This window comes from Algibacter sp. TI.3.09 (assembly GCF_038154905.1).
GTDB lineage: Bacteria > Bacteroidota > Bacteroidia > Flavobacteriales > Flavobacteriaceae > Algibacter.
The window spans coordinates 777817-803846 of the sequence record NZ_JBAKAN010000001.1 but is presented as its reverse complement, the minus strand read 5'-3'; the positions used below and the strand labels follow the sequence as shown (position 1 = coordinate 803846).

Sequence of the window (26030 nt, the reverse complement as noted above, 5' to 3'; positions counted from 1 at the left end):
GGCTTTTAAATAAACATATACGCCTAAAGTAATAAAAAAGATTATGTTTTTCGAATTGAATCAAAAAAATGAATACTCTCCTTATTTCACCTAATTAATTAATCCTCAATCAAATAAACTCCATTTAAATCAGTGGTTAACACATCACTCATATAATCGAAAAACGGACGAATCACCTTAAATGCAGAACTTACTTCGTTTATAAAATCAGGGTTTAAAACTTCGGTATCAGTATATTTCTTTATAAAAATATATTGTTTCTTTTTAATTAAATCGATGGCTTTATCTTCTTTATTAAATCCGCGTGGCGCTGTTTTTACTTCATCTCCAACAAAACCACCCCAAGTTTTTTGAAACGATTTTTTACTAATAATCTCGCGGATTTCAGAATCGTCCATTTCAAACTCTTTTCGAATACGCATTAAATCGGCCGGAGCAGGATCCCAAAATCCGGTAGCAATAAAACTTTCGTTATTTGGTTTTATTTGCACATGGTAACCACCACGCAATCTCGGTTTTACTCTACGGTAAGAACCACTGAAATGTGATTTGTAAGGAAGCTTGTTTTTAGAAAACCGTACATCTCTATAAATTCTAAAAATTTTAAGTTTATCAATTTCATCATGCGTACTTAAAGCCTCTAACAGCGTATTATAAAATACTTTTATATCTTTTTGAACAGATTGAAACTCTGGCTTATGCTCTCCAAACCATTCGCGATTATTATTTTTTTCTAACTTTTTTAAATATGTAAAAGCCGCTTTCGGCACAGAAACACTCATATATATTACTTTCCTTTTATTGAACATCTAAAATACAAAAAGTCCCGAACGAATCGGGACTTTTATAAATAACTTAACACCGTTATCTATTATAGTTTTACTGGCTTGTATGAAATTGTTTCTATACTTTTAGAATCAGCATTGTAATGCTCTACAACAAACTCACCTTTCTCGGTTAAGTAACCAATGCCGTTATATGTTTCTCCTTTTACAATATAACTCCCAGGGTTTTTAGTACTCCAAGCTTTTCCTACAACAACAAACTCATTATCATTATTATCGAAAATAATATTGAATCCGCCATCACTAGGCGAAAATTTGAAACTTTTATCATCACTTATAAAGTGAGTTTCTTTGGATAACAAATCGTAATCAGGATCCACATCATCATCTACCATCACCATTGTCTCAACCTTTTTAGTTGTTGCAACCCGTTGTTGATCTACCTTTTCCTTATCATCCAAGGCCAACTCTACGTTCGATGTTTCTCGAGAAATAACTTTAAGTTTACTTTCGGTTATTTCTTCTCCGTTATTGTATTTAACCGTTTTCTCAATGGTTTCTTGTTTTACTTCTTTTGGTTTTTCTTGTGCCATGGTTGCACCGCAAACAAGCAATACAAACATGTATATATAATTTTTCATTGTTTTTATTTTTAATAATTTGAATTAATAATTTATCACGAATGATAAACCTACTCTAGTTGTTAGAGAATTCATTCTGCTTCGCTACTTGTTCGCCTTCTACAGATAATTTGTTGTCAAATTGTAACGTTCTAATAGGGAACGGAATATTAATTCCAGCCTTATCGTAAGCTTTCTTAATTGCTATAATAGCCGATGTTTTTGCTCTATATTTTTCAAGTAAACTTTCAGAATCAATCCAAAATCTACATAAATAATTAATAGAACTTCCTCCAAATTCTTCATAGTAAAACTCAACATCATCTGCGCTCTCTACTTGGTCAAAAGTTTCTGCTATAGTTTGTTTTGTTAATCTTTTTACTTCTTCCAAATCCGATTCATACCCAACACCACAATTTAATGCGACACGCATTCTGGTTGTTAAAGAATAATTTTTTAAAGGATTTTCTAAAATCATTTTATTAGGAAGAATCACAATATTATTATCGGCTTCCTTTATAACAAACTCTTTTAAATTTATATCCATTACCTCTCCAGAATGGCCATTGGTTTCTACCCAATTTCCGATTTGTATTTTTTCTCTAAACGAAAGTGATATACCTGCAACCGTATTACTTAACGTGTTTTGTAACGCTAAACCAATTGCTAAACCAGCAACACCGGCTGTAGCTAATAACGAGGTTAACGTTTTACTTAAATTTAATATACCTAATGATATGTATAAACCTATTAGCACCACAACTACTGCGGCAATTCTAGACATCATTTTTGATACGGAGTCTTGCTTTACTCGTTTTGAAACAATTTTGTATGTAAAGTTATTTACATATTTCGCCACAAAATATGCAGCTACAGATACTAAAATTGCCAATGCTAAATTTGGTAAATAATGTATTATAGTTGCAAACCAACCTTCTAATTTTGTTACGAGACCATTAAAAGCCTCACTAAATGCTGTATCCATTTTTATTATTTTTTTTTATGATTTATTAATTAATTTTTAAGGAAAATTAACAAAACTTACATCACCTCCACAACTTCGGGATGTGCAACCTCAGAAGGCTTTTTTGTCCAAGCTTCAAGCATCCAACTCGTTTTCTCGAGTTCTCGAATATAGGCACCAATTAAATCGGCTGTCCCTTCATCGGTAGCTGCATTTGCTTTCTCCATTACTTTTCCCATTTGTTCCAAAAGTAATTTGTGATCGTTTAAGGTTTCTAAAACCATAGCGCGATCGGATTTAAGCACGGCTTTTTCTTTTATAGTTGAAGATTTAAGATAATCTTCCATTTGACTCATTGGGTGATAACGTAGCGTTAAAATACGCTCTGCGATTTCATCAATTTTTACGCGAGCATCATTATACATGGACTCAAATTTTTCGTGTAAATCGAAAAAATTTCTTCCAACTATATTCCAATGATTGCTTCGTAATTTTTGATAGTAAACGTGGTAGTCAGCTAATAAAATATTCATTTCTACCACCACGGGTAATAAGTCCTCATCATTCATTTTTAAATAGCTCATAATTTATTGTTTGTGTTCCCACCCAATATAATGGCTATATAAAAAATGTCAAGGCCTTTAACAGGCTTTAACGGTATTAAGATTTATTTAACTTAAATTATGTTAAATAAATCCCAAAAAGTTAAAATTATTAAGAAGAAAAGATTATAAATTAATCTATAAAATCAATGTTTTTTAGTATTAAACCCGATGCTGGAGCGATATAATTCATCTTAATATCGTTATCAGGTTTTAAACTATCCTTTATATCTTGAAGTGATAGCTTGCCTTTTCCTAAATCTATAAGTGTCCCCATCATTAAACGGATTTGATTTCGCATAAAGCCTTTGCCTTGTACACGAAGGATATATGTTTTTTCAGGAAAATAGTTGGCTGTATATAAAGTGTTCTCTACCAATTCACACAGCATAATTTCGCGGGTGTAAACTCCATTATCGGTAGGTTTGTAGCAGTAAGTTTTTAAATAATTTTCGCCTTCGAACAACTTAGCTCCTTCTTTCATGAGTTCAATGTCCAACTCATCAAGAATCGTTGTCATTATAGGTGCGCAAAAAGGATGACACTTTTCGCCATGTGCAAATAAGTATAAGTATTCTTTAATTTTAGAGCTTTGAATAATGTTGAATTTGGCATCAACTTCCTTAATCTCTAAGGCGCGAATATCTTGCGGTAAATTACGATTAAAAAGCTCTAAAAAAGCTGGTATATCTTCAATAGGTTCGAATAAAAAGAGCTCTATTGCAGCACATTCTGCAGACACCATAGCATCTGTTCTACCCGAACTTAAACTCTTAAAACGTTTACCTTCTAGGATAAAATTAAACGTTCTATCCACCATTAAATGCAACGTTTTCACGTTCGGCTGTTTTTGCCAACCATGAAAACGATAACCCAAATATTGTATGGTAATTAAATAAAAATACTTTTTCAAAAGGAATATTTTACTTGTGTCTACCTATTAATTCCTTTTCAATATCCTTTAATGTGAAGCCTTTAGCTTGAAGCAACATGAGGTAATGAAACATTAAATCGGCAGATTCATATAGAAATAACTCATCGTTATTATCCATAGCTTCAATAACCGTTTCTACAGCCTCCTCACCTACTTTTTGTGCCACTTTATTAATACCTTTTGCAAACAAACTCGCTACATAAGATTTTTGAGTATCCTTATTAGCAACACGTTCTGTAATGACATCTTCTAACGTTGAAAAGAACCCGTAATTAGATTTATTTTCTTCTTTCCAACACGTATCAGTTCCGGTATGGCAGGTAGGCCCAACAGGATTTACTTGTATTAAAAGAGAATCGTTATCACAATCGTTTTTAATATCGACTACGTTTAAAAAGTTACCACTTTCTTCACCTTTAGTCCAAAGACGTTGCTTACTTCTGCTAAAAAAAGTAACTGTCTTAGTTTCTAAAGTTTTCTCGTAAGATTCAGCATTCATATACCCCAACATCAAAACATTTTTTGTTGTTGCATCTTGAATAATTGCAGGCACTAGTCCGTTACTGTCGTATTTAATAGTCATAATAAAATTTTATAGGTTGCTGAATTAGATTCAGCATGACGACTAAAGTCGTACTTCGATATTATTTGCTTTTAATTCTTTCTTTAATTCAGGAATTGGAATTTCACCAAAGTGAAAAACACTAGCAGCCAAAGCTGCATCCGATTTTCCGATTTCAAAGGTATCAATAAAATGTTGAACATTACCCGCACCTCCCGATGCTATTATTGGAATATTCAAGCTTTCTGATAATTTAGCTAAAGCTTCATTAGCAAAACCATTTTTTGTACCATCGTGATTCATTGATGTAAATAAAATTTCACCTGCACCACGTGTTTCAACCTCTTTTGCCCACTCGAATAAATCAATATCCGTTGGAATACTTCCGCCAGCTAAATGCACTTTCCATTGTCCGTCAACTTGTTTAGCATCGATAGCGACAACCACACACTGACTTCCAAATTTATTTGATAACTCGTTTACTAATTCCGGACGTTTTACTGCCGATGAATTTATAGATACCTTATCTGCACCACAGTGTAAAAGCTCGTCTACATGCTCTACAGAAGAAATACCACCACCTACTGTAAACGGAATATTCACTTGTTCTGCAACACGTAAAACCATATCCAACGTGGTGCCACGACCTTCTAAAGTCGCCGAAATATCGAGAAAAACAAGTTCGTCTGCACCAACATCGGCATATTGTTTTGCCAATTCTACCGGATCTCCAGCGTCGCGTAAATCTACAAAGTTCACACCTTTTACAGTACGACCGTTTTTAATATCTAAGCAAGGAATTATTCTTTTTGTAAGCATTATTTTTAATGTTGTTGGTTTTTAGTTGTTCACTATCAATAAATGACCTTCTAAAAACGGATTAGGATTTATTTAAAATGAAATCCTCTAATTGTTTTAAGCTTATTTTATTCTCGTAAATGGCTTTACCGATTATGGTGCCTTCGCAACCCAATTCGGCTAATTTCGGTAATTCATCAAACGTTGAAATACCACCACTTGCTATTAATTTTATATTTGGCAGTTGTGCTAACATTTTTTCATACAAATCGAAAGAAGGGCCTTCTAACATACCATCTTTAGCGATATCTGTGCAAATAACATACTGCACACCATCTTTTTGATAATTTTGAACAAAGGGAATTAAATCTTCATCAGATTCTTCTAACCAACCACTAATAGCTATCTTTTCGTTGTTAGCATCGGCTCCTAAAATAATTTTGTCGGCACCAAATTTAGATAACCAATTTTTAAAAACATCAGGTTGTTTAACCGCAATACTACCACCAGTGATTTGACCAGCACCAGATTCGAATGCAATTCGTAAATCATCATCCGTTTTTAAACCACCACCAAAATCAATTTTTAAACTCGTTTTAGAAGCTATTTCTTCTAAAACTTTATGATTTACAATATGACTAGCTTTAGCGCCATCTAAATCTACTAAATGTAAAAACTCAATACCATGAGCTTCAAATTGTTTAGCGATTTCTAAAGGATGCTCATTATATATTTTTTTTGTGCTGTAATCGCCTTTTGAAAGTCGAACACATTTCCCGTCTATAATGTCTATTGCTGGTATTATTCTCATTAGTTCACTTGTTAATCAACCCTGAAATTAGCTCAAGGTTTATTTAAAATTATTCTTTTTATATTCTAAAGTGCGTTTAAAATTATATTTTATATTTGAAACTTATGAATATAATAAAAAACTTAGCATTTCGATTATTTATTTCTATTGCAATTGCTCAAATGACAGCAAAACAATTTCCTTTATTTGAAGATATTCTATTAATATCTCTTACTATCCTTTTCTATGTATTTCTATCATACCTCGCTAAGAAATTTTAACTTATCTTAAATTAAAGGTTTAGAAAGTTTTGTAAAATTTTAGCACCTTCGGTTCCACTTTTTTCTGGGTGAAATTGTACACCATAGAAATTATTATGCTGTAAAGCCGATGCATAATTTAAGCCATAATCGGTTTTTGCAATGGTTTCATTACAATGCTCAGCATAATAACTATGTACCAAATACATGTATTCGTTGTCTTTAAGACCTTTAAATAAATCGGATTTTAAATCTTTAATCACGTTCCAACCCATGTGTGGTACTTTTACAGAATGATCAAAACGTTTTACATCCGTTTGAAAAATACCAAGACCTTTGGTTTTGCCTTCTTCAGTGGTTTTACACATCAATTGCATACCCAAACAAATACCTAAAACCGGCTGTTTTAATTTTGGAATTAAATTTGCCAATCCACTCTCTTCTAACATTTTCATGGCTGAACTCGCCTCTCCAACACCAGGGAAAATAATTTTATCGGCCGCCAAAATTTCTTCAGGATCGTTCGATAAAATAGCATCGACACCTAAGCGTTTAAAAGCAAACTGTATGCTTTTTATATTTCCGGCTCCGTAATTTATTATAACTAATTTCATTTTCTTGTTGTTCGTTTTTGATTGTTTATTGCATGATTATATTAAAAACCATTCACTAAAAACAAAAAAAACATTCTATAACATCCCTTTTGTACTCGGCAAAAACATTTTATTAGAATCGCGTTTAACCGCCATTTTCATTGCTTTTGCGAAAGCTTTAAAAATACCTTCAATTTTATGGTGTTCGTTTATGCCTTCAGCCTTAACATTTAAATTACATTTTGCGCCATCGGTAAACGATTTAAACAAGTGGAAAAACATTTCAGTTGGCATATCACCAATTTTCTCACGCTTAAATTCCGCATCCCATTCTAACCAGTTTCTACCACCAAAATCTACAGCAACTTGTGCTAAACAGTCGTCCATTGGTAAACAGAATCCGTAACGCTCAATACCTAATTTATTACCTAGAGCTTTATTGAATAATTCACCTAAAGCAATCATAGTATCCTCAATGGTATGGTGTTCGTCTACATTTAAATCACCATCTACTTTAACTGTTAAATCCATAGCGCCATGACGTCCAATTTGATCTAACATATGATCGAAAAACGATAAGCCCGTATCAATATCATTCTTACCAGAACCATCTAAATTCAACTTAATGTAAATTTGAGTTTCATTAGTGTTTCTCGTAATTTCTTGAACGCGATCTTCTAATTTTAAAAAATTATAAATAGCTTCCCAATCGTTACTTGTTAATGCAATACAGTCTAAAATTTCTTGTTTTGAAGTCTCAATTTCATCTGCTCCTAATTCCGGATCTTCAGACAAATAAATACCTTTCGACCCTAAATTTTTAGCTAATTCCATATCGGTAATTCTATCACCTAATACAAAAGAATTTTCTAAATCGTAATCTTCAGAAAAGTACTTTGTTAATAAACCGGTTCTAGGTTTGCGCGTTACTGCATTTTCATGAGGAAATGTTTTGTCGATATGTACATCTGCAAAAACAACGCCTTCTTTAGCAAACGCATCCATAATTTTATTTTGCGGTGCCCAGAACGTGTTTTCCGGAAAAGAATCTGTCCCTAAACCATCTTGATTAGTTACCATTACCAATTCGTAATCCAATTCACTAGCTATTTTAGCCATGTATTGAAATACTTTAGGGTAATATTCTAATTTCTCCAAACTATCTAATTGATAATCTACTGGCGGTTCTAAAACTAAAGTTCCGTCTCTGTCGATAAAAAGTACTTTTTTACACATCTAATTAACTTAATTAATCAATCCTGAACTTGTCACAGGATCTATTATTCTATTTATAATGTTCTTAAATTTGCATTAGGAACCTATATATGTTTTAAATTCTATACTTGACTAAATTCCATTTTTATCTTCCGTCATATCGTTGAGGAACCTGTGGATCATATAAGGGACAATCATATTTACTCATTACTTCTATTATCCTATTCATATCATCACCTTCCATTCCATAACAATCAAAACGAATAAATTGTTTTGTAGTAAATATTTGAAAAGCACCTTTTCCTTCTGGGTTTTCAAAATCAATATCACTCTCTTTCATTTTCCAATCAACATATTCTTCTTGAATATCCTTTATTATTGACTCAATTTCTAAATCTTCTAAACCCTCAATCAATTGATCGTCAGAACATTTTTCGTAAGTATCTTGATTATCTAGATAAATATCTTTTTTATATTTCCAAAAATCTAAATCGTAACTCATTCTCTTTAATTTATATTCAGTAATGATTTTATCAACCTTTCATTTTCCCCAATTGTACCAACCGTAATACGAATACAGTTATCAACTTGCGTATTTCTATTTCTAACAATAACTTTTTCATCAATTAAATATTGATAAACCTTATCGGCATTATCAACTTCAATTAATAAAAAATTGGCATCTGTTGGATAGATTTTTTTAACTAAAGGAAGCTTTTTTAATGCCTTTTTTAATTTTGTTCTTTCTGAAAGAATAGAATCAATATTATGCTTTACTTCTTCTAAATTATTAAGTCTATCTAAAACCGCATCCTGATTTAATGTACTTACATTATAAGGAGGTTTTACACGGTTGTATAAATTAATAATGGCTTCACTTGCATAAGCAACCCCTACTCTAACACCTGCCAATCCCCAAGCTTTACTAAAGGTTTGACTAACAATTAAGTTATTGTATTTATTAATATTTTTGATGAAAGAGTCTTGTGAACTAAAATCAATATACGCCTCATCGACTATAACAACACCATTGAAATTTTCTAAAATATACTCAAGATCCTCGGGGTTTAAATTGTTTCCTGTTGGATTATTTGGCGAACATATAAAAATAATTTTTAGTTCTTTAACATCTAAAAACGGTTGTAATTGATTTAGGCTGATCTGAAAATCATTAATTAACGGCTGTTTTATCAACTCAATATTATTGATATTCGCAGATACATCGTACATACCGTAAGTTGGTGAAAAGGTTAAAACCTTATCTTTTCCTGGTTCACAGAAAATACGAAATGCCAATTCGATAACTTCATCACTTCCATTACCAACAAAAATCTGATTTGTTTCTACCCCTTTAAGAGCAGACAGCTTTTCCTTAATCGCTTTTTGATGAGGATCTGGATAACGATTTAATGTCCCGTATGGGTTTTCATTAGCATCTAAAAAAACATCAGCAGTGCCTTTAAATTCATCTCTTGCAGACGAATATGCCTTTAAATTCCATATATTATCTCTAACTATATTTTTTAACTTAATCATTTCTCAAATCTTTTAATCGGATAGAAACAGCATTTTTATGAGCTTGTAAACCTTCTGCTTCTGCCATTAATTCAATAGTTTCACCGATATTTAAAAGTCCTTCTTTAGATATTTTTTGAAACGTCATTTGCTTTAAAAAGCTATCTAAATTCACACCCGAATACGCTTTACTAAATCCGTTAGTTGGTAAAGTATGGTTGGTTCCCGAAGCATAATCTCCTGCACTTTCTGGTGTATAATCACCAATAAAAACAGAACCCGCATTGCGAATACCATCAACATAAAAGTCATTAGCTTCAGTACAAATAATAAAATGTTCTGGGCCGTACTCATTAATCATTTCTAAGGCAATCTCATGATTTTCAACATAAATCAGCTTAGAATTAGCAATCGCTTTTTCTGCAATCGCTTTACGCGGAAGTACTTCTAATTGCTTCTCAATTTCACCAGAAACCTTTTCAATAATATCTTTTGAAGTTGAAACCAAAATAACCTGACTATCAGTACCATGTTCAGCTTGACTTAACAAATCTGAAGCAATATAAGCTGCATTTGCGCTCTTATCGGCAACAACTAATAACTCACTTGGTCCGGCCGGCATATCTATAGCCACACCGTGTTTAGTTGCTAATTGCTTAGCCACGGTTACAAATTGATTTCCAGGTCCGAAAATTTTATAAACCTGAGGTATACTTTCTGTTCCAAAAGTTAAACCAGCAACAGCCTGAATACCACCAACTTTAATAATTTTGGTAACACCACATAAATGCGCTGCAAATAAAATTTCTGGCGCCAACTCCCCTTTTTTATTTGGAGGAGAACATAAAACAATCTCTTTACAATCTGCAATTTGTGCTGGAACTGCCAACATTAAAACCGTTGAGAATAGAGGCGCTGTTCCGCCAGGAATATACAAACCTACTTTTTCAATAGGTCTTTTTTCTTGCCAGCACGATACACCGTTTGTTGTTTCTACTTCAACTTTAGTTGTTTTTTGAGCTTTATGAAAGGCTTCAATATTATGTTTTGCTTTCTTAATCGCATTTTTAAGTGGTTCTGCAACCACTTTTACAGCCGCTTCAATCTCTTCGGTAGATACGATATTCGACTCTAAATCTACACCATCAAAACGAACAGTATATTCTTTTATAGCCGCATCACCTCTAGCGATGACATCTTGAAAAACACGTGTTACTGTACCTTCAATATCGTTAACCGTTTGGGTTGGACGTTTTAAAATTTCCGACCAATCGATTTTATTTGGATTGTTTATTATTTGCATACTCTTACATTTTGAGATTTCCGTTTTAACGGAAATAGAAAAACAAATTAATTAAAGCACCATTTTTTCAATTGGACAAACTAAAATACCTTGTGCGCCATTTGCTTTTAGGCCTTCAATAATATTCCAGAAATCGTTTTTCGGAATTACAGAGTGCACAGAACTCCATCCTTCTTGCGCTAATGGCAATACCGTTGGACTTTTCATGCCTGGTAATAATGAAATAATAGCGTCTAACTTATCATTAGGTGCATTTAAAAGCACATACTTAGAGTTTCTTCCTTTTAAAACCGATTGAATTCTAAATTGAATGGTATCTAAAATAGCTTGCTTTTCTTCACTTAGAACTGGAGAAACCGCAAGTACTGCTTCCGAAGTTAAAATAGTTTCAACTTCTTTTAAATTGTTTTTAAACAGCGTACTTCCACTAGAAACAATATCGCAAATAGCATCGGCTAAACCAATATTTGGCGCAATCTCTACAGAGCCGTTAATAATGTGAAGGTTTGCAGTAATACCATTTTTCTCTAAATACTGTTGCACCGTATTTGGATAAGATGTCGCAATGCGCATACCATCTAAATCTTTAACACCTTTATAATCGGCATCTTTAGGCACAGCAATACAAACGCGGCATGAAGAAAAACCTAATTTTTCAACCACATTGATACCTTCTCCTTTTTCAATTAAAACATTCTCTCCGATAATAGCGACATCTACAACACCATCTTTTAAATATTGAGGAATGTCTCCATTTCTTAAATAAAACACTTCTACAGGAAACCCTTTAGCCGAAGCTTTCAATTGATCTTTACCGTTATCGATAGAAATACCGATATCTTTTAGAAGCGCCATTGAGTCTTCATTTAAACGTCCTGATTTTTGTACTGCAATTCTTAAGTTACTCATTTTATTTGGTTTATGAGTTTGAAACAATCTCGTTGGTTTTAAAAAAATAAACCCGCTTGATTGGCTCAAACGGGTTTAAATATATGTTGATTTTATTCAATACATTTTCACTTCGCCTGAGAGCAAATTTGAAAATGATGATGGATTTGAATAAAAGTCATGTCTTTTGTTTTTATAACGTTACAAATATGCAAAATATATGTTTAAAACGCCAAATTATTCAGAATTAAATTTTCAATATTTATGCTTTCCTTAGTTTTATTAAAAAAAGATTAATTAATCTTCAAAATAAGGTTTAAAATACTGCGTTGTTTAATCCATACTGTTCAATTTAATTATTGATTTCCTAAAATAATAGGTAATCCACTATCTCCAGAACCAATAATAATAGTTTTACTATTTGGAGATTCAGATAATTTTACTGTAGCCTCAATACCTTTATCTTGAAGTATTTTATCTGTAAGCGATGCACTTAAAATTCTATTTGCATCAGCTTTACCTTGCGCTTCAATAATTACTTTTTCTGCTTCTTTTTTCGCGGTAACTAATCTAAACTCGTATTCTAAAGATTCTTGCTCTTGTTTAAGTTTACGCTCAATAGCATCTTTAATAGTAGTTGGTAGTTTTACGTTTTCTACAAGCACACGTTTTACATTTACAAACTGACCGTCTAACTCGTTTCTTACTTCTTCCAAAATCTCTAATTCAATAATATCCCTTTTACTAGAATATAATTGCTCTGGAGTATAACGCCCTACAACACTTTTTGCTGCCGCATTAATCGCTGGGTTTAAAAGCTCACGAATATAATCTTCACCTTTTGTTTGTATTAAATTACCTAAGTTTTTAAACTCTGGTTGAAACCAAATTGTTCCGCTTACAGTGATATCTAAACCATTTACAGAAAGTACATTCATGTTTTCTGAAATAGATTGTTGACGCACCTTCTGAACAATCATATCATTCCATGGTGCTACAATATGAAAACCTTCACCATAAGTATGTTCCGTATTAACACCACCCCCTAAAGGCTCAAATAAAACACCACCTTCACCAGGACCAATGGTTACTAAAGATTTTGATACAACTATAATTAGTACAATTATTCCAATAATAAAGGGAAATGCAATTTTTGGTAATTTTTCCATATTTAATTTTTTATTTAGTTCTCAAAGATAAGGTATTTAAACAGCTTTAACGAATTAAAAACCGATTATAGACAGCACAAATCAAGTGTTAAAACTATAGCTAATTCCCTCTAAAATCCTTAATTTTAATATAGATTTTATACCCTAAAAATTTCATATTATGAAAACGATTATTATATCATCCGATTTCTCGGAAGAAGCCCAAAACGCAACCTTATACGCTATACAAACCGCTAAAAAAGTTAAAGCAAAATTGGTGCTTTTTCACTTACATATTCTATCCATACACGTGGTGCAATCTAGATTGCCTTACAAAAATATATTACAATCTATAGATTATGCAAAAACCAAAATAGAAAATCGCGCAAAGAAGCTTTCTGAAACTTATGGCGTTGAAATTAAAGTAGATTTTGCCATGGGCGAATACTTTAAACAATTACAACGCGCTATTGAAGAACATCATGCCGATATGATTATTATGGGCATGCACACAAAAACCATAGAAGGCGATTTACTAGGTAGTACAACATCCGAAGCTATTAATAAAATTGAGATTCCTATTTTGGCTGTGCCGTTAAAAGCAAAATTTACAAGCATCGACAAAATTTTATTCGCTTGTGATTTGGATAAAGGATTAACATCTAACATTTTAAAAGAAATTAAGAAGACTACTAAAAAGTTTGATGCTGAATTAAGAGTGTTTCATGTAAATAATAAAATATCAGAATTAGAAAGCAACGTTGAAATTTTAAAGCCACTAGAAGAAGTCTCTTATTTTTATAAAAATGTGCAATCTGAAGCTGTTATAGACGAAATAAGAAACGAAATGCTAGAATACAAGCCAGATGTTCTAATTATGGTGCCTTACGAGTACGGCTTCTGGTCTTCGTTAATTCATAAAAGTAAAACACGAATTATGTCTTCTGGATTAGATATCCCATTATTGTCTATACGAGGATAATACAACTCAAAGTTTTAATATAAAAAAAGTAGTAAAACTTCAATTACCAAGAAGATTTACTGCTTTTTTTTTCAATTAAATGAGACCTTTATATTTACGTAAAAACCACTCTGCAGAAAGCGCCAATGCGATAACAGCTAATAAGTACTTCCAATCTATTAACGGACGACTCGTATTATGGCTTTTTTGAATAGACTGATAGCGATCATCATTTAATAAATCGGTGATTACGGCTTCATGGTTATCGATAAAATAACTCTCACCATTACTACTTACAGCCAATTGTTGTAGTTTTTTAGAATTAGCATTTAAAAATTGCTGCTCCACATTGTATTCTAGAATTTGAAAACTACCAGATTTCGAGAGATTTTCTTTTGACGTACGAACAGTAAAACTATATTCTGAAGGCGGTAAACTACTTAAATCTACTTGATAGTTATTATTTTTAAGAATAAAAGGAAATGTTTTTTCTTCTTTTGAAAGCTTATCAATTATCTTTATCTGAAGACTTTCGCGCGTATCGAAAACAAAATTCTTATCAAAAAACTCAGCTTTAATAACAATATTTCCACTCCCGTTATAAAAAGATTCGTAATCAACATTTAAACGATTTCTCTTTTTATTTGAAGCTAAGTATTGAATAATCTTCCCAAGGAAATCATCAAATTGATTAAACGATTTCGAATTCAGAAAACTCTGTGAACGCCATTTCCAGATATTCTCACCAAAGAGAATAGCTTCTCGCCTTCCTCCTGCTTCAAGAGTTACAAACAACGGTTCTTGAGTTGAAATACCATTAACGTTTTTATATAAAACAGTTTCAAACGGCACCGAAAAAACAACCGATCCATAATTTGATTTTAATGGAGGGAACGCTTCGAAATTAATATCATCTACTAAAAAAGGCGTATAATTTAAGTTCAACTGAGCCTGATAATTTTCTGTTTGATCTGTTATTTCATGATCGTAAGTTGTATTGTTTTTATTCAGAAAATCTAAATCAGTATTACTCCCCTCTATTATAAATCTATTCTTGTTTTCAGTATTCAACTTAGCAATTAACTCTTTAAACTTATTATTCGGTTGATATAATATAACTAATTGAAAGTCATTTATTTTTGAAATAAATTCATTTGGCTCAAAAAATGAAACTGTACTACGCTCATTACTTTCTATACTTTTTTTAAGACTCCCCAAATCTGGATGCGAAAACGTAGAAACTACAGCAATATTGGTTTTTTGATCGATAACTTCTACAGCGAAATTCTTGTAATTATTAACCTTATTTTTTTCGTTTTCTATTGGAACTAAATATGCTTTATAAGCACTAACGCCTACTTGAGAAGCTGGTAAATTAAAATTAAGAAGTGTTGAATTATTATTTTTCGAAAATGATACATTTTGAGAAAACACAGTAGCATTGCCTTGCTTTACAACAAACTTAGAAGTTAAATTAGAGTTTCCGCTATAAACAACAATGGCTTCCACTGGAAATTTATTTTTTAAATAAGCATACTTATTGACGTTTAACTGCTGGATTTTTAAATCGACATACGTAATAGTATCACCTAATATTATTGAGTAAACAGGTTGCTTATAAGTATTGCTAGCAAACTCATAATCGTTCCCTAATGTTTGATTTCCATCGGAAATTAAAACTGTTGGTGCATTACTTGTTTTATAAATTTGCGACAACTGAGTAAAGGCTTCATTGATGTTCGATTGCTTTTCTGTAAAAGTAAGCGAATCAGAAGCTTTAAAGGTTTCTCCAAAAGTGTAAAATGAAAGATTAAACTTGTCTTTCAATTCTGAATTTCTAGAAATTGTTTCAACTAAAGTTTTAACCTTTTCACTTTGATTAAGATGTTTTATTGAATTCGAATTATCTACAGCGATAACCAAGTTTGGCTTTTCTGTAGTAAACGTAGTTTGGTTAAATTTTGGATTTATTAATAAAATAAGAATTGAAAATATACTAATAAATCGCAAAAAAGCGAAAAGCATGTTCAATTTAGACATGCTTTTCCTTTTATTGATATACTGAAACAGAGCTAATGAAAGCGCTACTATTCCAGCGAGTATAATGTATAATAGAGTTTCTGAACTCATTAAAAAATTTTGATGTGTTTTGATGAAATCCCCTCTTGCGAGGAAATGGAAAATAATTCTAAGTTAGCATTCCGCCATCAACATTCAAGGTTTGTCCCGTTACATAAGCCGACATATCACTAGCTAAAAACACACAAACATTTGCGATATCTTCTGGAGTTCCACCACGTTTTAATGGAATACCTGCACGCCATCCTTTCACCACTTCTTCATCTAACTTAGCAGTCATTTCAGTTTCAATAAAACCTGGAGCAACTACGTTGCTTCTAATGTTTCTTGAACCTAACTCTAAAGCTACAGATTTAGAAAAACCAATAATACCAGCTTTTGATGCCGCATAATTGGTCTGCCCAGCGTTACCTTTAACTCCAACAACAGAACTCATGTTAATAATAGAGCCTTTACGTTGTTTTAACATGGTACGTTGCACCGCTTTCGTCATGTTGAAAACCGATTTTAAGTTCACCTCAATTACAGTGTCAAAATCGTCTTCGCTAATACGCATTAATAAATTATCTTTAGTGATACCTGCATTGTTTACAAGAATATCAATACTTCCAAACTCAGCAGCTACATCTGCCGCTAATTTTTGAGCATCGTCAAAATTTGCAGCATTACTTTGGTAACCTTTAGCTTTAACACCAAGTGCATTTAAATCTTTTTCTAACGCATTAGCCGCTTCTACAGACGAACTGTATGTAAACGCTACATTTGCACCATGTTGCGCAAAAACTTCAGCTATACCTTTCCCAATACCTCTACTTGCACCAGTAATTATGGCCGTTTTTCCTTCTAATAATTTCATGTATTTACTTATTATTTTTTATTTCCCATTCGAGCGTCTTTAAATAATTAGGTTTTAACCATGTATTTACTTCTAAAATGGATTATAAATTTTTAGTTGATTTCTAATTCTATTAATGATTATTGCTAACCTTTAACCAAAATCAAATATAAGAATTCCTATTATAACTGCACATAAAAAAAGCCGATAGGTTAAAAAACTTATCGGCTATTTGTTTACATTTTTAATTTTTCTGTCTTTTCATAATTAAATAGAAAATCCACATCCATTTCTTGAACTTTACCAAGCTCTTTTAAAGCTTTAAAATCGATGTCTTTTTTATTCCCTATAACCATTACATTATAGTTTTCCCCTTTTATATTACTATTAAAAAAGTCGCGTAAATCTTCAATAGTCATATCTTTTATGGTATTGTACATCGCTTCTCGATTATCATTTTCAATACCGCGCTTTTTCAAACTTTCATAATTCCAGAAAATATTAGATTTAGTAATACGCTGTGCTGCTATTTTCTTAAGAGTAGCTTCTTTAGCGGCATTAAACTGTTTCTCAGCTTCAGGCATATCGGTCATTAAGTCCATCATAGCACTTACGGCTTGTGGCATTTTGTTGGCCTGTGTGCCCATATATGCCATAACGTAATTCGCATTTTCTTTTTCATCAGCCATTTGGTAACTAGAAAAAGCTGAGTATGCTAAAGATTTAGATTCGCGTATTTCTTGAAATACAATAGACGATAACCCGCTACCAAAATAAGTATTGAACAACGTTGAAGCCGCAATGTTTTCAGCTTTAAATGGCTCTCCTTTTGCTAAGAATAACATTTCCGACTGTACCATATCAAAATCTACAAAATAAACATTCCCTCCTGTTTCTTGTTCTTCATAAACTAAAGCTTCAGGGTATTGTTTTAGATCTTCAGGAATGGTATGACTTGTATTTAGAGCCGCTACAGCAGCATCAATATCTTTTCCATAATAAAAAACACGTTGTTTGTAGTTTTTCATATCCTTAACAATATCAACCAATTCTTTAGGATCGATAGCATTTAATTCATCGGTTTTGTAAATATTTCTTAAACGAGATTTTTCGCCATATTTACCATAACTCATTAAACCGTTCCAAAGAATACTACCTTTTTGACCTTTATTATCTTGACGACCTTTTATTATAGATTCTACATATTTTTTATAGGCATCCTGATCTGGAACAGCATTATTCCATAGATTTTCTAAAAGCTCTAAACCTTTTGGTAAATTTTCTTTTAAGCCATTAAGTCCAACATAAGTTTTATCATCTCCAGCAAAAACATAATAACTTACACCAAGCTTGTAAAACTCCTTTTTTAACTCCTCGTTGCTATACTTAGCTGTACCCAAGTAATCCATATAATTAGCAGCAAGTTGTAGTTTTTTATCGTTATCGCCACCCATATCGAAAATAATATTTAAATCGAATAAATCATTCAATTCATTTTCAATGTAAGATACCTCGATACCGTTATTAGTTTCGGTAGTTTTAATAGCCGTTTTATAATCTATAAACTTTGGTTTTAAATCCTCAGACTCTATACTATTGAAAGCGGTTAAAAACTCAGAACTTTTATCTCTATTTAAATGAACCGGCGTGATACCAGGGTTTTGAACCTTAACAATATTAGAATCTTCACCTTGGCGCTTATAGGTTACCACATAATTGTTTTGGTAAAATTTATTAGCAAAATCTACCAATTCTTGCTTGGTTACCTTTTTTAAATCGTTTAGAAATTTTACTTTGCTAGCCCATTCTTCATGATGAATAAAAGCGTTGTAATATGCCGAAGCTAAAGCCGTACTGTTTTCATATTGTTTGGTTTGACTTAGTTTTAAGTCGTTTACCACAGCATCAATCATCCAATCTTCAAACTCACCTTTCTTTAGTTTTTCAATTTGTTCTAATAAAAGTGCTTTAACATCATCTAGAGATTGTCCTTCTTTTGGAGTTCCTGTAAATTGATGATAACCATAATCATTTAAAAACGTTGGAGAACAACCAGCATTTTGCACAACTTGCTTCTGGTTTAAATTTAAATCTATTAAACCAGCATTTCCGTTAGCTAGAATCATATCTGCTAAGGTTACAAATTTTTGATCTTCGCTACCAATACCTTGAGCTCTAAACGCTATAGATACATTTTCAGCTGTTGGACCAAAAACTTCTTTAGTTACCGGAGATGTAAGTGCATCTTCTTTTGGTAAAACAGGATGTGTAACTTCTTTATTTTTAAATGCACCAAAAGATTTATTAACTTTTGTTATGGTAGCATCAAAATCTAAATCGCCAACTAAAACCATAGCCATATTATTAGGCACATAATACGTGTTGAAGTAATTATGAATATCTACTAAAGATGGGTTTTTTAAATGCTCGGCATTACCAATTGTAGTTTGCTGACCATAAGGATGATTAGGGAATAAGCCTTTTAACATGGCATAATATCCTTTTCTGAAATCACTATCTTGTGTTCTATTGAATTCTTCAAAAACAGCTTCTAACTCTGTATGAAACAAGCGTAATACCAACATGCTAAAACGTTCACTTTCTACAGTTAACCATTTATCCAATTCATTGGCGGGAATTTTATTTTTATAAACAGTTTCTTCAAACCAAGTATGTGCATTGGTCCCTGTAGCGCCTAAAGAACTAATCATTTTATCATACTCGTTAGCTACGCTATAGTTAGATGCTTCCAAAGAAACTTCGTCTATTTTTCTGTATAACTCTTCCTTTTTATCAAGATCGCTTTCTGCACGGTGTGCTTCATATAAATTAGAAATAGAATCTAAATACACTTTTTCTTTTTCCCAATCGAGCGTGCCGATTTTATCTGTGCCTTTAAACACCATGTGTTCCAGGTAATGAGCCAAACCTGTAGATTGCTTAGGATCGTAATTAGAACCCGCACGAACAGCAATATAAGTCTGGATTTTAGGTTCATCGGTATTTTTACTTAAATAAACTTTTAAACCATTTTCTAAGGTGTAAAGCCTTAAACCGGTTGGGTCGTTTTCGGTAATTTCATAAGAAAACCCATTAGCATCGGTATGCGCTGTTGTAGCAGCGGCAACTTCTGAGTTTTGATCTGTTTTACAACTAAAGCATGTCGCTAAAATTGCCAACACAAAAAGTGTTTTAATTTGAGTCATAGATTGAAGTTTTTAGATTGTGTCCTTAAAATTAAGCATAAAAAAATCGTTAACTTAAATAAAGTTAACGATTTTTCAAATGAATTATATTTGAGTTTAAGTAAGTAATTATTTACCTAAAACTTCTGCAATTTTCTTTCCAATTTCAGCAGGAGAATCTACAACGTGAATTCCACATGCTCTCATAATAGTCTTTTTTGCTTGTGCAGTATCATCACTACCACCAACAATTGCTCCAGCGTGTCCCATAGTACGACCTGCAGGTGCAGTTTCACCAGCGATAAAACCAACAACTGGTTTTTTACTTCCACTAGCTTTATACCAGTTAGCAGCATCAGCTTCTAATTGACCTCCAATTTCACCTATCATTACAACAGCTTCAGTTTCTGGATCGTTGATTAATAATTCAACAGCTTCTTTAGTAGATGTTCCAATAATTGGATCTCCACCAATACCGATAGCTGTAGTGATACCTAAACCTTGTTTTACAACTTGGTCAGCAGCTTCATAAGTTAAAGTTCCTGATTTAGAAACAATACCAACAGTACCTTTTTTGAAAACGAAACCTGGCATAATACCTACTTTAGCTTCACCTGGCGTAATAACACCTGGACAGTTAGGGCCGATTAAACGACAATCTTTACCTTTTATGTAACTAGATGCTGTAATCATATCAGCAACAGGAATACCTTCAGTGATTGTAATAATAACTTTTATTCCAGCATCGGCAGCTTCCATAATTGCATCGGCAGCAAAAGCTGGCGGTACGAAAATAATGGTAGTATCTGCTCCTACTTGCTCTACTGCCTCTAATACAGTATTGAAAACAGGTCTATCTAAATGTGTTTGACCACCTTTTCCTGGTGTAACACCACCAACAACGTTGGTTCCGTATTCAATCATTTGGCTGGCGTGAAAAGTACCTTCACTACCTGTAAAACCTTGAACTATTATTTTTGAATCTTTGTTTACTAAAACGCTCATAGAAGATTTTTTATCGTTATTTTATTTACTTAACAAAAGTAATTTTTTGAATTCTATTTTTAAAGTAAAAACCGAATTACTTTTTGTTATTTTTTTATTGATTTTAATATTTCAGGAATCTTTCTAATATAGGCTAATTCCTTAAATTTTTCTCTAGCTTCACCTGCAGGTGAACCAAAGTATGCTTTGTTTGCATCGGTTGAATGTCCTAAGCCCGATTGCGCGAAAAGCTCGGTGCCTTTTGCAATCGTAATTCCACTTTTAACGCCCGCTTGTCCCCAAATTACAACTTCATCTTCAACAACCACACAACCAGCAATACCTGCTTGCGATGCGATAAGGCATTTTTTACCTAAAACGGTATCGTGCCCAATTTGAATTTGATTATCTAATTTAGATCCGTAACCAATACGTGTATCGGCTGTTACACCTCTATCTATAGTACATGCAGCTCCAATATCAACATGGTCTTCAATAACCACACGTCCGCCAGATTTTAATCTATCATAACCATCAGGACGTTTTTTATAATAGAATGCATTTGCACCTAAAACCGTTCCTGAATGAATGGTAACATAATCACCAATTACGGTATCATCATATATACTAACATTGGCATGAATTAAGCAGTTTTTGCCTATTTCAACATTATGCCCAATAAAACAATTTGGTTGAATTACTGTGTTTTCTCCAATTTTAGCTGACGCTGAAATAGCACTGTTAGCAGACTGAAAAGGCTTAAAGTGATTGGTTAAAGTATTGAAGTCTCTAAACGGATCATCACTTACTAATAACGCTTTCCCTTCTGGACAATCTACCTTCTTATTAATTAAAATAATAGTTGCCGCAGAGTTTAAGGCTTTATCATAATATTTTGGATGATCTACAAAAACAATATCACCTGCTTCTACAACATGAATTTCATTCATGCCTAGAACAGGAAAATTTAAATCCCCAACAAAATCACAACCAATAAGGTCTGCAATTTGTTTTAAAGTGTGTTGTTTTGGAAATTTCATAGGTTTAGATAAACTGAATACTAAAGAATTGCTTTACTCTTTTACACGCTCTTTGTAAGTTCCTTTTGCTGTTTCAACTTTAATTTTATCACCTTCATTAATAAATAAAGGTACATTTACAGTTGCTCCAGTTTCTACGGTTGCAGGTTTTGTAGCATTAGTTGCTGTATTACCTTTAACGCCAGGTTCCGTTGCTGTAATTTCTAAAACAACACTTGCTGGTAAATCTACAGAAAGTGGTGAGTTATCTTCAGTATTAATTAATACGGTTACAACTTCGCCTTCTTTCATTAAACCTGGATTATCTAAAGCCGCTTCTAATAAACGAATTTGAGTATAATCTGCTTCATTCATAAAATGGTAAAATTCACCATCATTATATAAATATTGAAATTTATGAGTTTCAACACGAACATCTTCTAATTTATGACCTGCAGAAAATGTGTTATCTAAAACCTTTCCGGTGGTTACACTTTTCATTTTAGTTCTTACAAATGCTGGACCTTTTCCTGGTTTTACATGTAAAAATTCTATAATTTTATATATATCATTATTGTATCTAAGGCATAAACCATTTCTAATATCACTTGTAGTTACCATAATTTAATTTTGAAATTTAATATTTGTTTTAATCTCTTTTTTGAAAGATTAAATAATCGATTTAATTTGCTTTGAAGTATCCCTTCATGATACCTCTATGAGAATTTTTGATAAACTGAAGAATCTCATCACGCTCTGGAGTGGCTTCCATTTCTGCTTCAATAATTTCGGCAGCTTGCGTGTTGTTATAGTTCTTCTGATATAAAATTCTATAGATATCTTGAATTTCTCTAATTTTTTCTGTGATGTAACCTCTTCGTCTTAATCCTACTGAATTAATACCCACATAAGAAAGTGGCTCTCTTGCTGCTTTTACAAAAGGAGGAACATCTTTTCTAACTAACGATCCGCCAGTTACAAAGGCATGATTGCCAATAGATACAAATTGATGAACAGCCGTCATACCTGCTAAAACCACATAATCACCAATAGTGATATGGCCAGCAAGCGTACTGTTGTTAGAAAAAATACAGTTATTTCCAACAATACAATCGTGGGCAACGTGGCAATAAGCCATAATTAAACAATTATTACCAATAACTGTTTTCATTCTATCGGTAGTACCTCTGTTTATGGTAACACACTCACGAATAGTGACATTGTCTCCAATTTCAACAGTGGTATCTTCATCGTTATATTTTAAATCTTGAGGAACTGCAGAAATTACAGATCCTGGAAAAATATTACAATTCTTTCCAATACGTGCACCTTCCATAATGGTTACGTTACTACCTATCCATGTGCCTTCGCCAATGATAACATTGTTATGTATGGTTGTAAAAGGCTCTATGACCACGTTTTTTGCAATTTTTGCACCTGGATGCACATATGCCAATGGTTGATTCATTTGTAAGTTTTTAGTTTAATCTTAATAAGTTAAAACAGGAATTACCCGCCTTTACCTACTTATTTTACTTTTGATATTTGAGCCATTAATTCTGCTTCTGCACAAAGTTTACCGTTTGAGTAAGCATAACCTTGCATATGGCAAATACCACGACGTATTGGCGTAATTAACGAACATTTGAAAATTAATGTATCGCCAGGAACAACCTTTTGTTTAAACTTAACCTTATCCATTTTCATGAAAAATGTTAGATAATTTTCTGGATCTGGAACTGTATTTAAAACTAAAATACCGCCCGTTTGTGCCATAGCCTCTACTATTAAAACACCTGGCATAACTGGAGCGCCAGGAAAATGACCTTTAAAGAACTCTTCGTTCATGGTAACATTTTTTTGAGCGATTACATGACTATCAGACAATTCAAAAACCTTATCGATTAATAAGAATGGCTGACGGTGAGGTAACATATCCATAATTTGATTCACATCCATTAAAGGTGTTTGATTCAAATCTATTTTAGGAACATTGTTTCTACGTTCAATTTTAATAAGCTTCGATAATTTTTTCGCGAACTGAGTATTAATATAATGCCCAGGTTTGTTAGCAATCACTTTTCCGCGAATGCGAGTACCAACTAAAGCTAAATCACCTAAAACATCTAACAGTTTATGGCGAGCCGCTTCATTTGGGTGATGCAGTGTTAAATTATCTAAAATACCGTTTGGTTTAACGGCAATATTATCTTTTTTGAAGGCTATTCTTAACTTCTCCATAGTTTCTGGAGATAAGGCTTTATCAACATAAACAATAGCATTGTTTAAATCGCCACCTTTTATTAAGCCATGCTCTAAAAGCATTTCTATTTCATGAAGAAAACTAAATGTTCTTGAATTAGAAATATCTTCTTTAAAATCTGAAATTTGATTTAAGGTTGCGTTTTGAGTTCCTAAAACCTTAGTACCAAAATCTACCATAGTAGTAATTTGATATTCTTTAGCAGGCATTACTAAAATCTCGCTACCAGACTCTTCATCGATATATGAAATAATATCTGTTACCTCATACTCTTCTCTAAAAGCATCTAGCTCTACAATTTCAGCTTTTTCAATAGCTTCCACAAAAAACTTAGACGACCCATCCATAATTGGAGGCTCGGCTGCATTTAATTCAATTAAAGCATTATCGACATCTAAACCAACAAGAGCTGCTAAAACATGCTCTGATGTTTGAATAGATACTCCATTTTTCTCTAAACACGTACCACGTTGTGTGCTGGTTACATAGTTGGCATCGGCCTCTATTACAGGTGCGCCTTCTAAATCTACACGTTTAAAACACAACCCAGTATTAGCTGCGGCTGGTTTAAAAGTTAAGGTTACATTTTTACCTGTGTGTAAACCAACTCCTGTTAAAGTAACATCTTTTAGAATGGTTTTTTGTTTGATCTCAGTGTTAACTATTCCCATTTATTTTTTCTAAATCATTTATATTTTTAACAATCTTAGGAAGATTTTTAAAGTGAACATACGACTTATTATAATCGCTAATAGCCAAAGCTGGTGAGCCTTGGAGAATTTCATTATCTTTTACATGTCTAGCAATACCAGACTGCGCCTGTATTTTAACGTTATTTCCAATGGTAATATGACCTGCAATACCAACTTGACCGCCAATTTGGCAATGTTCGCCAATATGTGTTGAGCCAGCAATACCGGTTTGTGCAGCAATCACAGTGTTTTTACCAATTTCAACATTATGTGCAATTTGAATTTGATTATCCAATTTAACACCTTCTCTTACTATGGTTGAGCCTAGTGTTGCTCTATCAATAGTTGTACCTGCGCCAACATCAACAAAATCTTCTAGAATTACATTTCCTATTTGTGGAACCTTGTTATATCCACCATTTTCATTTGGAGCAAAACCAAATCCGTCGGCACCAATAATAGCCCCAGAATTAATTACACAGTTTTTACCTATGATGCTTTCTGAATATATTTTAGCTCCTGAAAAAATAATAGTATTGTCACCCAATGTTACATTATCACCTATGTAACTGTTTGGGAAAATTTTTACATTATTTCCAATCACCACATTATCGGCAATATAACTAAAAGCTCCTATGTATAGGTTCTCGCCATACTTAGCAGACTCTGAGATAAAGGATGGTTGCTCTACGCCTACTTTATTAAGTTTTACAGAATTGTAATATTCGAGTATTTTAGAGAATGCCATATAAGCATCATCTACCTTTATAAGCGTAGTTTTTAAATCGTTATCTGGTTCAAACGTTTTATTTACAATAGTAATAGACGCTTGTGTTTTATATATATGTGCGGTGTATTTAGGATTGGCTAAAAAGGTTAAAGAACCTTCAAACCCTTCTTCTATTTTTGATAGTTTAGAGACTTCAGCTTCCGGGTTACCGACAACTTCTCCCTCTAAAATACCCGCTATTTGTTGTGCAGTAAACTTCACACTAAAGATTTATTGTTTTGTTTGATTTTTGGCAAAAATAGGAA

The 26030-nt window shown here is 32.7% G+C and carries 25 protein-coding genes; 1 reads left to right on the top strand and 24 read right to left on the bottom strand.

What is annotated here, in order from left to right; genetic code table 11:
- Nucleotides 1-98: 98 nt before the first annotated feature.
- The 15 genes from V6246_RS03105 to V6246_RS03035 form a co-directional block, all read right to left on the bottom strand.
- A complete protein-coding gene (locus V6246_RS03105; RefSeq protein WP_341558907.1) occupies nt 99-782 on the bottom strand; it encodes a DUF2461 domain-containing protein in 684 nt (227 codons plus the stop codon).
- Nucleotides 783-871: 89 nt separating this feature from the next.
- Nucleotides 872-1426 (bottom strand): hypothetical protein, encoded by a 555-nt coding sequence (locus tag V6246_RS03100; protein ID WP_341558906.1) that lies wholly within the window; start codon nt 1424-1426, stop codon nt 872-874.
- Nucleotides 1427-1481: 55 nt separating this feature from the next.
- Nucleotides 1482-2390, bottom strand: coding sequence for a mechanosensitive ion channel family protein (locus tag V6246_RS03095; RefSeq protein ID WP_341558905.1), 909 nt, complete (start codon nt 2388-2390; stop codon nt 1482-1484).
- A 56-nt stretch (nt 2391-2446) separates the two neighbouring features.
- Nucleotides 2447-2953 (bottom strand): Dps family protein, encoded by a 507-nt coding sequence (locus V6246_RS03090; protein ID WP_341558904.1) that lies wholly within the window; start codon nt 2951-2953, stop codon nt 2447-2449.
- A gap of 151 nt (nt 2954-3104) precedes the next feature.
- Nucleotides 3105-3884 (bottom strand): tRNA pseudouridine synthase A, encoded by a 780-nt coding sequence (locus V6246_RS03085; protein ID WP_159020269.1) that lies wholly within the window; start codon nt 3882-3884, stop codon nt 3105-3107.
- A 10-nt stretch (nt 3885-3894) separates the two neighbouring features.
- The gene (hisIE, locus tag V6246_RS03080; RefSeq protein WP_159020268.1) at nt 3895-4488 is read right to left on the bottom strand and encodes a bifunctional phosphoribosyl-AMP cyclohydrolase/phosphoribosyl-ATP diphosphatase HisIE; all 594 of its coding nucleotides are present in this window, start codon (nt 4486-4488) and stop codon (nt 3895-3897) included.
- Between the two features lie 42 nt (nt 4489-4530).
- The gene (gene hisF / locus V6246_RS03075) at nt 4531-5286 is read right to left on the bottom strand and encodes an imidazole glycerol phosphate synthase subunit HisF (protein ID WP_042495030.1); all 756 of its coding nucleotides are present in this window, start codon (nt 5284-5286) and stop codon (nt 4531-4533) included.
- 61 nt (nt 5287-5347) lie between these two features.
- Complete coding sequence (hisA, locus tag V6246_RS03070) at nt 5348-6076, bottom strand: 1-(5-phosphoribosyl)-5-[(5-phosphoribosylamino)methylideneamino]imidazole-4-carboxamide isomerase (RefSeq protein WP_341558903.1); 729 nt, start codon at nt 6074-6076, stop codon at nt 5348-5350.
- A 271-nt stretch (nt 6077-6347) separates the two neighbouring features.
- A complete protein-coding gene (hisH, locus tag V6246_RS03065) occupies nt 6348-6929 on the bottom strand; it encodes an imidazole glycerol phosphate synthase subunit HisH (protein ID WP_341558902.1) in 582 nt (193 codons plus the stop codon).
- A gap of 75 nt (nt 6930-7004) precedes the next feature.
- Nucleotides 7005-8144: a bifunctional histidinol-phosphatase/imidazoleglycerol-phosphate dehydratase HisB gene (gene hisB / locus V6246_RS03060; protein ID WP_341558901.1), complete on the bottom strand. Its 1140-nt coding sequence runs from the start codon at nt 8142-8144 to the stop codon at nt 7005-7007.
- Between the two features lie 124 nt (nt 8145-8268).
- Nucleotides 8269-8625, bottom strand: a complete 357-nt coding sequence (locus V6246_RS03055; protein ID WP_341558900.1) for a hypothetical protein — start codon at nt 8623-8625, stop codon at nt 8269-8271.
- A gap of 5 nt (nt 8626-8630) precedes the next feature.
- On the bottom strand, nt 8631-9659 hold the full coding sequence (hisC, locus tag V6246_RS03050) for a histidinol-phosphate transaminase (protein ID WP_341558899.1): 1029 nt from the start codon (nt 9657-9659) through the stop codon (nt 8631-8633).
- Nucleotides 9652-10941, bottom strand: coding sequence for a histidinol dehydrogenase (hisD, locus tag V6246_RS03045; RefSeq protein WP_341558898.1), 1290 nt, complete (start codon nt 10939-10941; stop codon nt 9652-9654). The genes hisC and hisD overlap by 8 nt, the downstream gene beginning before the upstream one ends.
- Before the next feature lie 51 nt (nt 10942-10992).
- Nucleotides 10993-11850 (bottom strand): ATP phosphoribosyltransferase, encoded by an 858-nt coding sequence (gene hisG / locus V6246_RS03040; RefSeq protein WP_341558897.1) that lies wholly within the window; start codon nt 11848-11850, stop codon nt 10993-10995.
- A 335-nt stretch (nt 11851-12185) separates the two neighbouring features.
- The gene (locus V6246_RS03035; protein WP_042495022.1) at nt 12186-12998 is read right to left on the bottom strand and encodes a prohibitin family protein; all 813 of its coding nucleotides are present in this window, start codon (nt 12996-12998) and stop codon (nt 12186-12188) included.
- A gap of 160 nt (nt 12999-13158) precedes the next feature.
- Between V6246_RS03035 and V6246_RS03030 the strand changes: the two genes are divergently transcribed.
- Complete coding sequence (locus V6246_RS03030) at nt 13159-13959, top strand: universal stress protein (protein WP_341558896.1); 801 nt, start codon at nt 13159-13161, stop codon at nt 13957-13959.
- 75 nt (nt 13960-14034) lie between these two features.
- On the opposite strand, the gene V6246_RS03025 is transcribed toward V6246_RS03030, so the two are convergent.
- From V6246_RS03025 to lpxD, 9 genes are all read right to left on the bottom strand, one after another.
- Nucleotides 14035-16068 carry a VWA domain-containing protein gene (locus tag V6246_RS03025; protein ID WP_341558895.1) on the bottom strand — a complete coding sequence of 678 codons (2034 nt, stop codon included), beginning with the start codon at nt 16066-16068 and terminating at the stop codon, nt 14035-14037.
- Nucleotides 16069-16126: 58 nt separating this feature from the next.
- Nucleotides 16127-16873, bottom strand: a complete 747-nt coding sequence (gene fabG, locus V6246_RS03020; protein WP_159020261.1) for a 3-oxoacyl-[acyl-carrier-protein] reductase — start codon at nt 16871-16873, stop codon at nt 16127-16129.
- A gap of 215 nt (nt 16874-17088) precedes the next feature.
- Nucleotides 17089-20058 (bottom strand): M16 family metallopeptidase, encoded by a 2970-nt coding sequence (locus tag V6246_RS03015; RefSeq protein WP_341558894.1) that lies wholly within the window; start codon nt 20056-20058, stop codon nt 17089-17091.
- 108 nt (nt 20059-20166) lie between these two features.
- On the bottom strand, nt 20167-21042 hold the full coding sequence (gene sucD / locus V6246_RS03010; RefSeq protein ID WP_159020259.1) for a succinate--CoA ligase subunit alpha: 876 nt from the start codon (nt 21040-21042) through the stop codon (nt 20167-20169).
- 86 nt (nt 21043-21128) lie between these two features.
- A complete protein-coding gene (locus V6246_RS03005; protein ID WP_341558893.1) occupies nt 21129-22061 on the bottom strand; it encodes a UDP-3-O-(3-hydroxymyristoyl)glucosamine N-acyltransferase in 933 nt (310 codons plus the stop codon).
- A 33-nt stretch (nt 22062-22094) separates the two neighbouring features.
- Nucleotides 22095-22661: an elongation factor P gene (gene efp / locus V6246_RS03000; protein ID WP_341558892.1), complete on the bottom strand. Its 567-nt coding sequence runs from the start codon at nt 22659-22661 to the stop codon at nt 22095-22097.
- A 61-nt stretch (nt 22662-22722) separates the two neighbouring features.
- A complete protein-coding gene (gene lpxA, locus V6246_RS02995; protein WP_074935972.1) occupies nt 22723-23508 on the bottom strand; it encodes an acyl-ACP--UDP-N-acetylglucosamine O-acyltransferase in 786 nt (261 codons plus the stop codon).
- A gap of 59 nt (nt 23509-23567) precedes the next feature.
- Nucleotides 23568-24974 (bottom strand): bifunctional UDP-3-O-[3-hydroxymyristoyl] N-acetylglucosamine deacetylase/3-hydroxyacyl-ACP dehydratase, encoded by a 1407-nt coding sequence (locus tag V6246_RS02990; RefSeq protein WP_341558891.1) that lies wholly within the window; start codon nt 24972-24974, stop codon nt 23568-23570.
- Nucleotides 24961-25986 (bottom strand): UDP-3-O-(3-hydroxymyristoyl)glucosamine N-acyltransferase, encoded by a 1026-nt coding sequence (lpxD, locus tag V6246_RS02985; protein ID WP_341558890.1) that lies wholly within the window; start codon nt 25984-25986, stop codon nt 24961-24963. The genes V6246_RS02990 and lpxD overlap by 14 nt, the downstream gene beginning before the upstream one ends.
- Nucleotides 25987-26030 lie beyond the last annotated feature (44 nt).

Coding starts and splice junctions, on each gene's coding strand:
- sucD (WP_159020259.1), bottom strand. CDS start 21,042: ATGAGCGTTTTAGTAAACAAAGATTCAAAAATAATAGTTCAAGGTTTT.
- V6246_RS03030 (WP_341558896.1), top strand. CDS start 13,159: ATGAAAACGATTATTATATCATCCGATTTCTCGGAAGAAGCCCAAAAC.
- V6246_RS03090 (WP_341558904.1), bottom strand. CDS start 2,953: ATGAGCTATTTAAAAATGAATGATGAGGACTTATTACCCGTGGTGGTA.
- V6246_RS03005 (WP_341558893.1), bottom strand. CDS start 22,061: ATGAAATTTCCAAAACAACACACTTTAAAACAAATTGCAGACCTTATT.
- lpxA (WP_074935972.1), bottom strand. CDS start 23,508: ATGAATCAACCATTGGCATATGTGCATCCAGGTGCAAAAATTGCAAAA.
- fabG (WP_159020261.1), bottom strand. CDS start 16,873: ATGAAATTATTAGAAGGAAAAACGGCCATAATTACTGGTGCAAGTAGA.
- hisA (WP_341558903.1), bottom strand. CDS start 6,076: ATGAGAATAATACCAGCAATAGACATTATAGACGGGAAATGTGTTCGA.
- V6246_RS03015 (WP_341558894.1), bottom strand. CDS start 20,058: ATGACTCAAATTAAAACACTTTTTGTGTTGGCAATTTTAGCGACATGC.
- hisIE (WP_159020268.1), bottom strand. CDS start 4,488: ATGACTATTAAATACGACAGTAACGGACTAGTGCCTGCAATTATTCAA.
- V6246_RS03035 (WP_042495022.1), bottom strand. CDS start 12,998: ATGGAAAAATTACCAAAAATTGCATTTCCCTTTATTATTGGAATAATT.
- efp (WP_341558892.1), bottom strand. CDS start 22,661: ATGGTAACTACAAGTGATATTAGAAATGGTTTATGCCTTAGATACAAT.
- V6246_RS03025 (WP_341558895.1), bottom strand. CDS start 16,068: ATGAGTTCAGAAACTCTATTATACATTATACTCGCTGGAATAGTAGCG.
- V6246_RS02990 (WP_341558891.1), bottom strand. CDS start 24,974: ATGGGAATAGTTAACACTGAGATCAAACAAAAAACCATTCTAAAAGAT.
- hisC (WP_341558899.1), bottom strand. CDS start 9,659: ATGATTAAGTTAAAAAATATAGTTAGAGATAATATATGGAATTTAAAG.
- V6246_RS03095 (WP_341558905.1), bottom strand. CDS start 2,390: ATGGATACAGCATTTAGTGAGGCTTTTAATGGTCTCGTAACAAAATTA.
- hisB (WP_341558901.1), bottom strand. CDS start 8,144: ATGTGTAAAAAAGTACTTTTTATCGACAGAGACGGAACTTTAGTTTTA.
- V6246_RS03105 (WP_341558907.1), bottom strand. CDS start 782: ATGAGTGTTTCTGTGCCGAAAGCGGCTTTTACATATTTAAAAAAGTTA.
- hisF (WP_042495030.1), bottom strand. CDS start 5,286: ATGCTTACAAAAAGAATAATTCCTTGCTTAGATATTAAAAACGGTCGT.
- hisD (WP_341558898.1), bottom strand. CDS start 10,941: ATGCAAATAATAAACAATCCAAATAAAATCGATTGGTCGGAAATTTTA.
- V6246_RS03100 (WP_341558906.1), bottom strand. CDS start 1,426: ATGAAAAATTATATATACATGTTTGTATTGCTTGTTTGCGGTGCAACC.
- hisH (WP_341558902.1), bottom strand. CDS start 6,929: ATGAAATTAGTTATAATAAATTACGGAGCCGGAAATATAAAAAGCATA.
- V6246_RS03055 (WP_341558900.1), bottom strand. CDS start 8,625: ATGAGTTACGATTTAGATTTTTGGAAATATAAAAAAGATATTTATCTA.
- hisG (WP_341558897.1), bottom strand. CDS start 11,850: ATGAGTAACTTAAGAATTGCAGTACAAAAATCAGGACGTTTAAATGAA.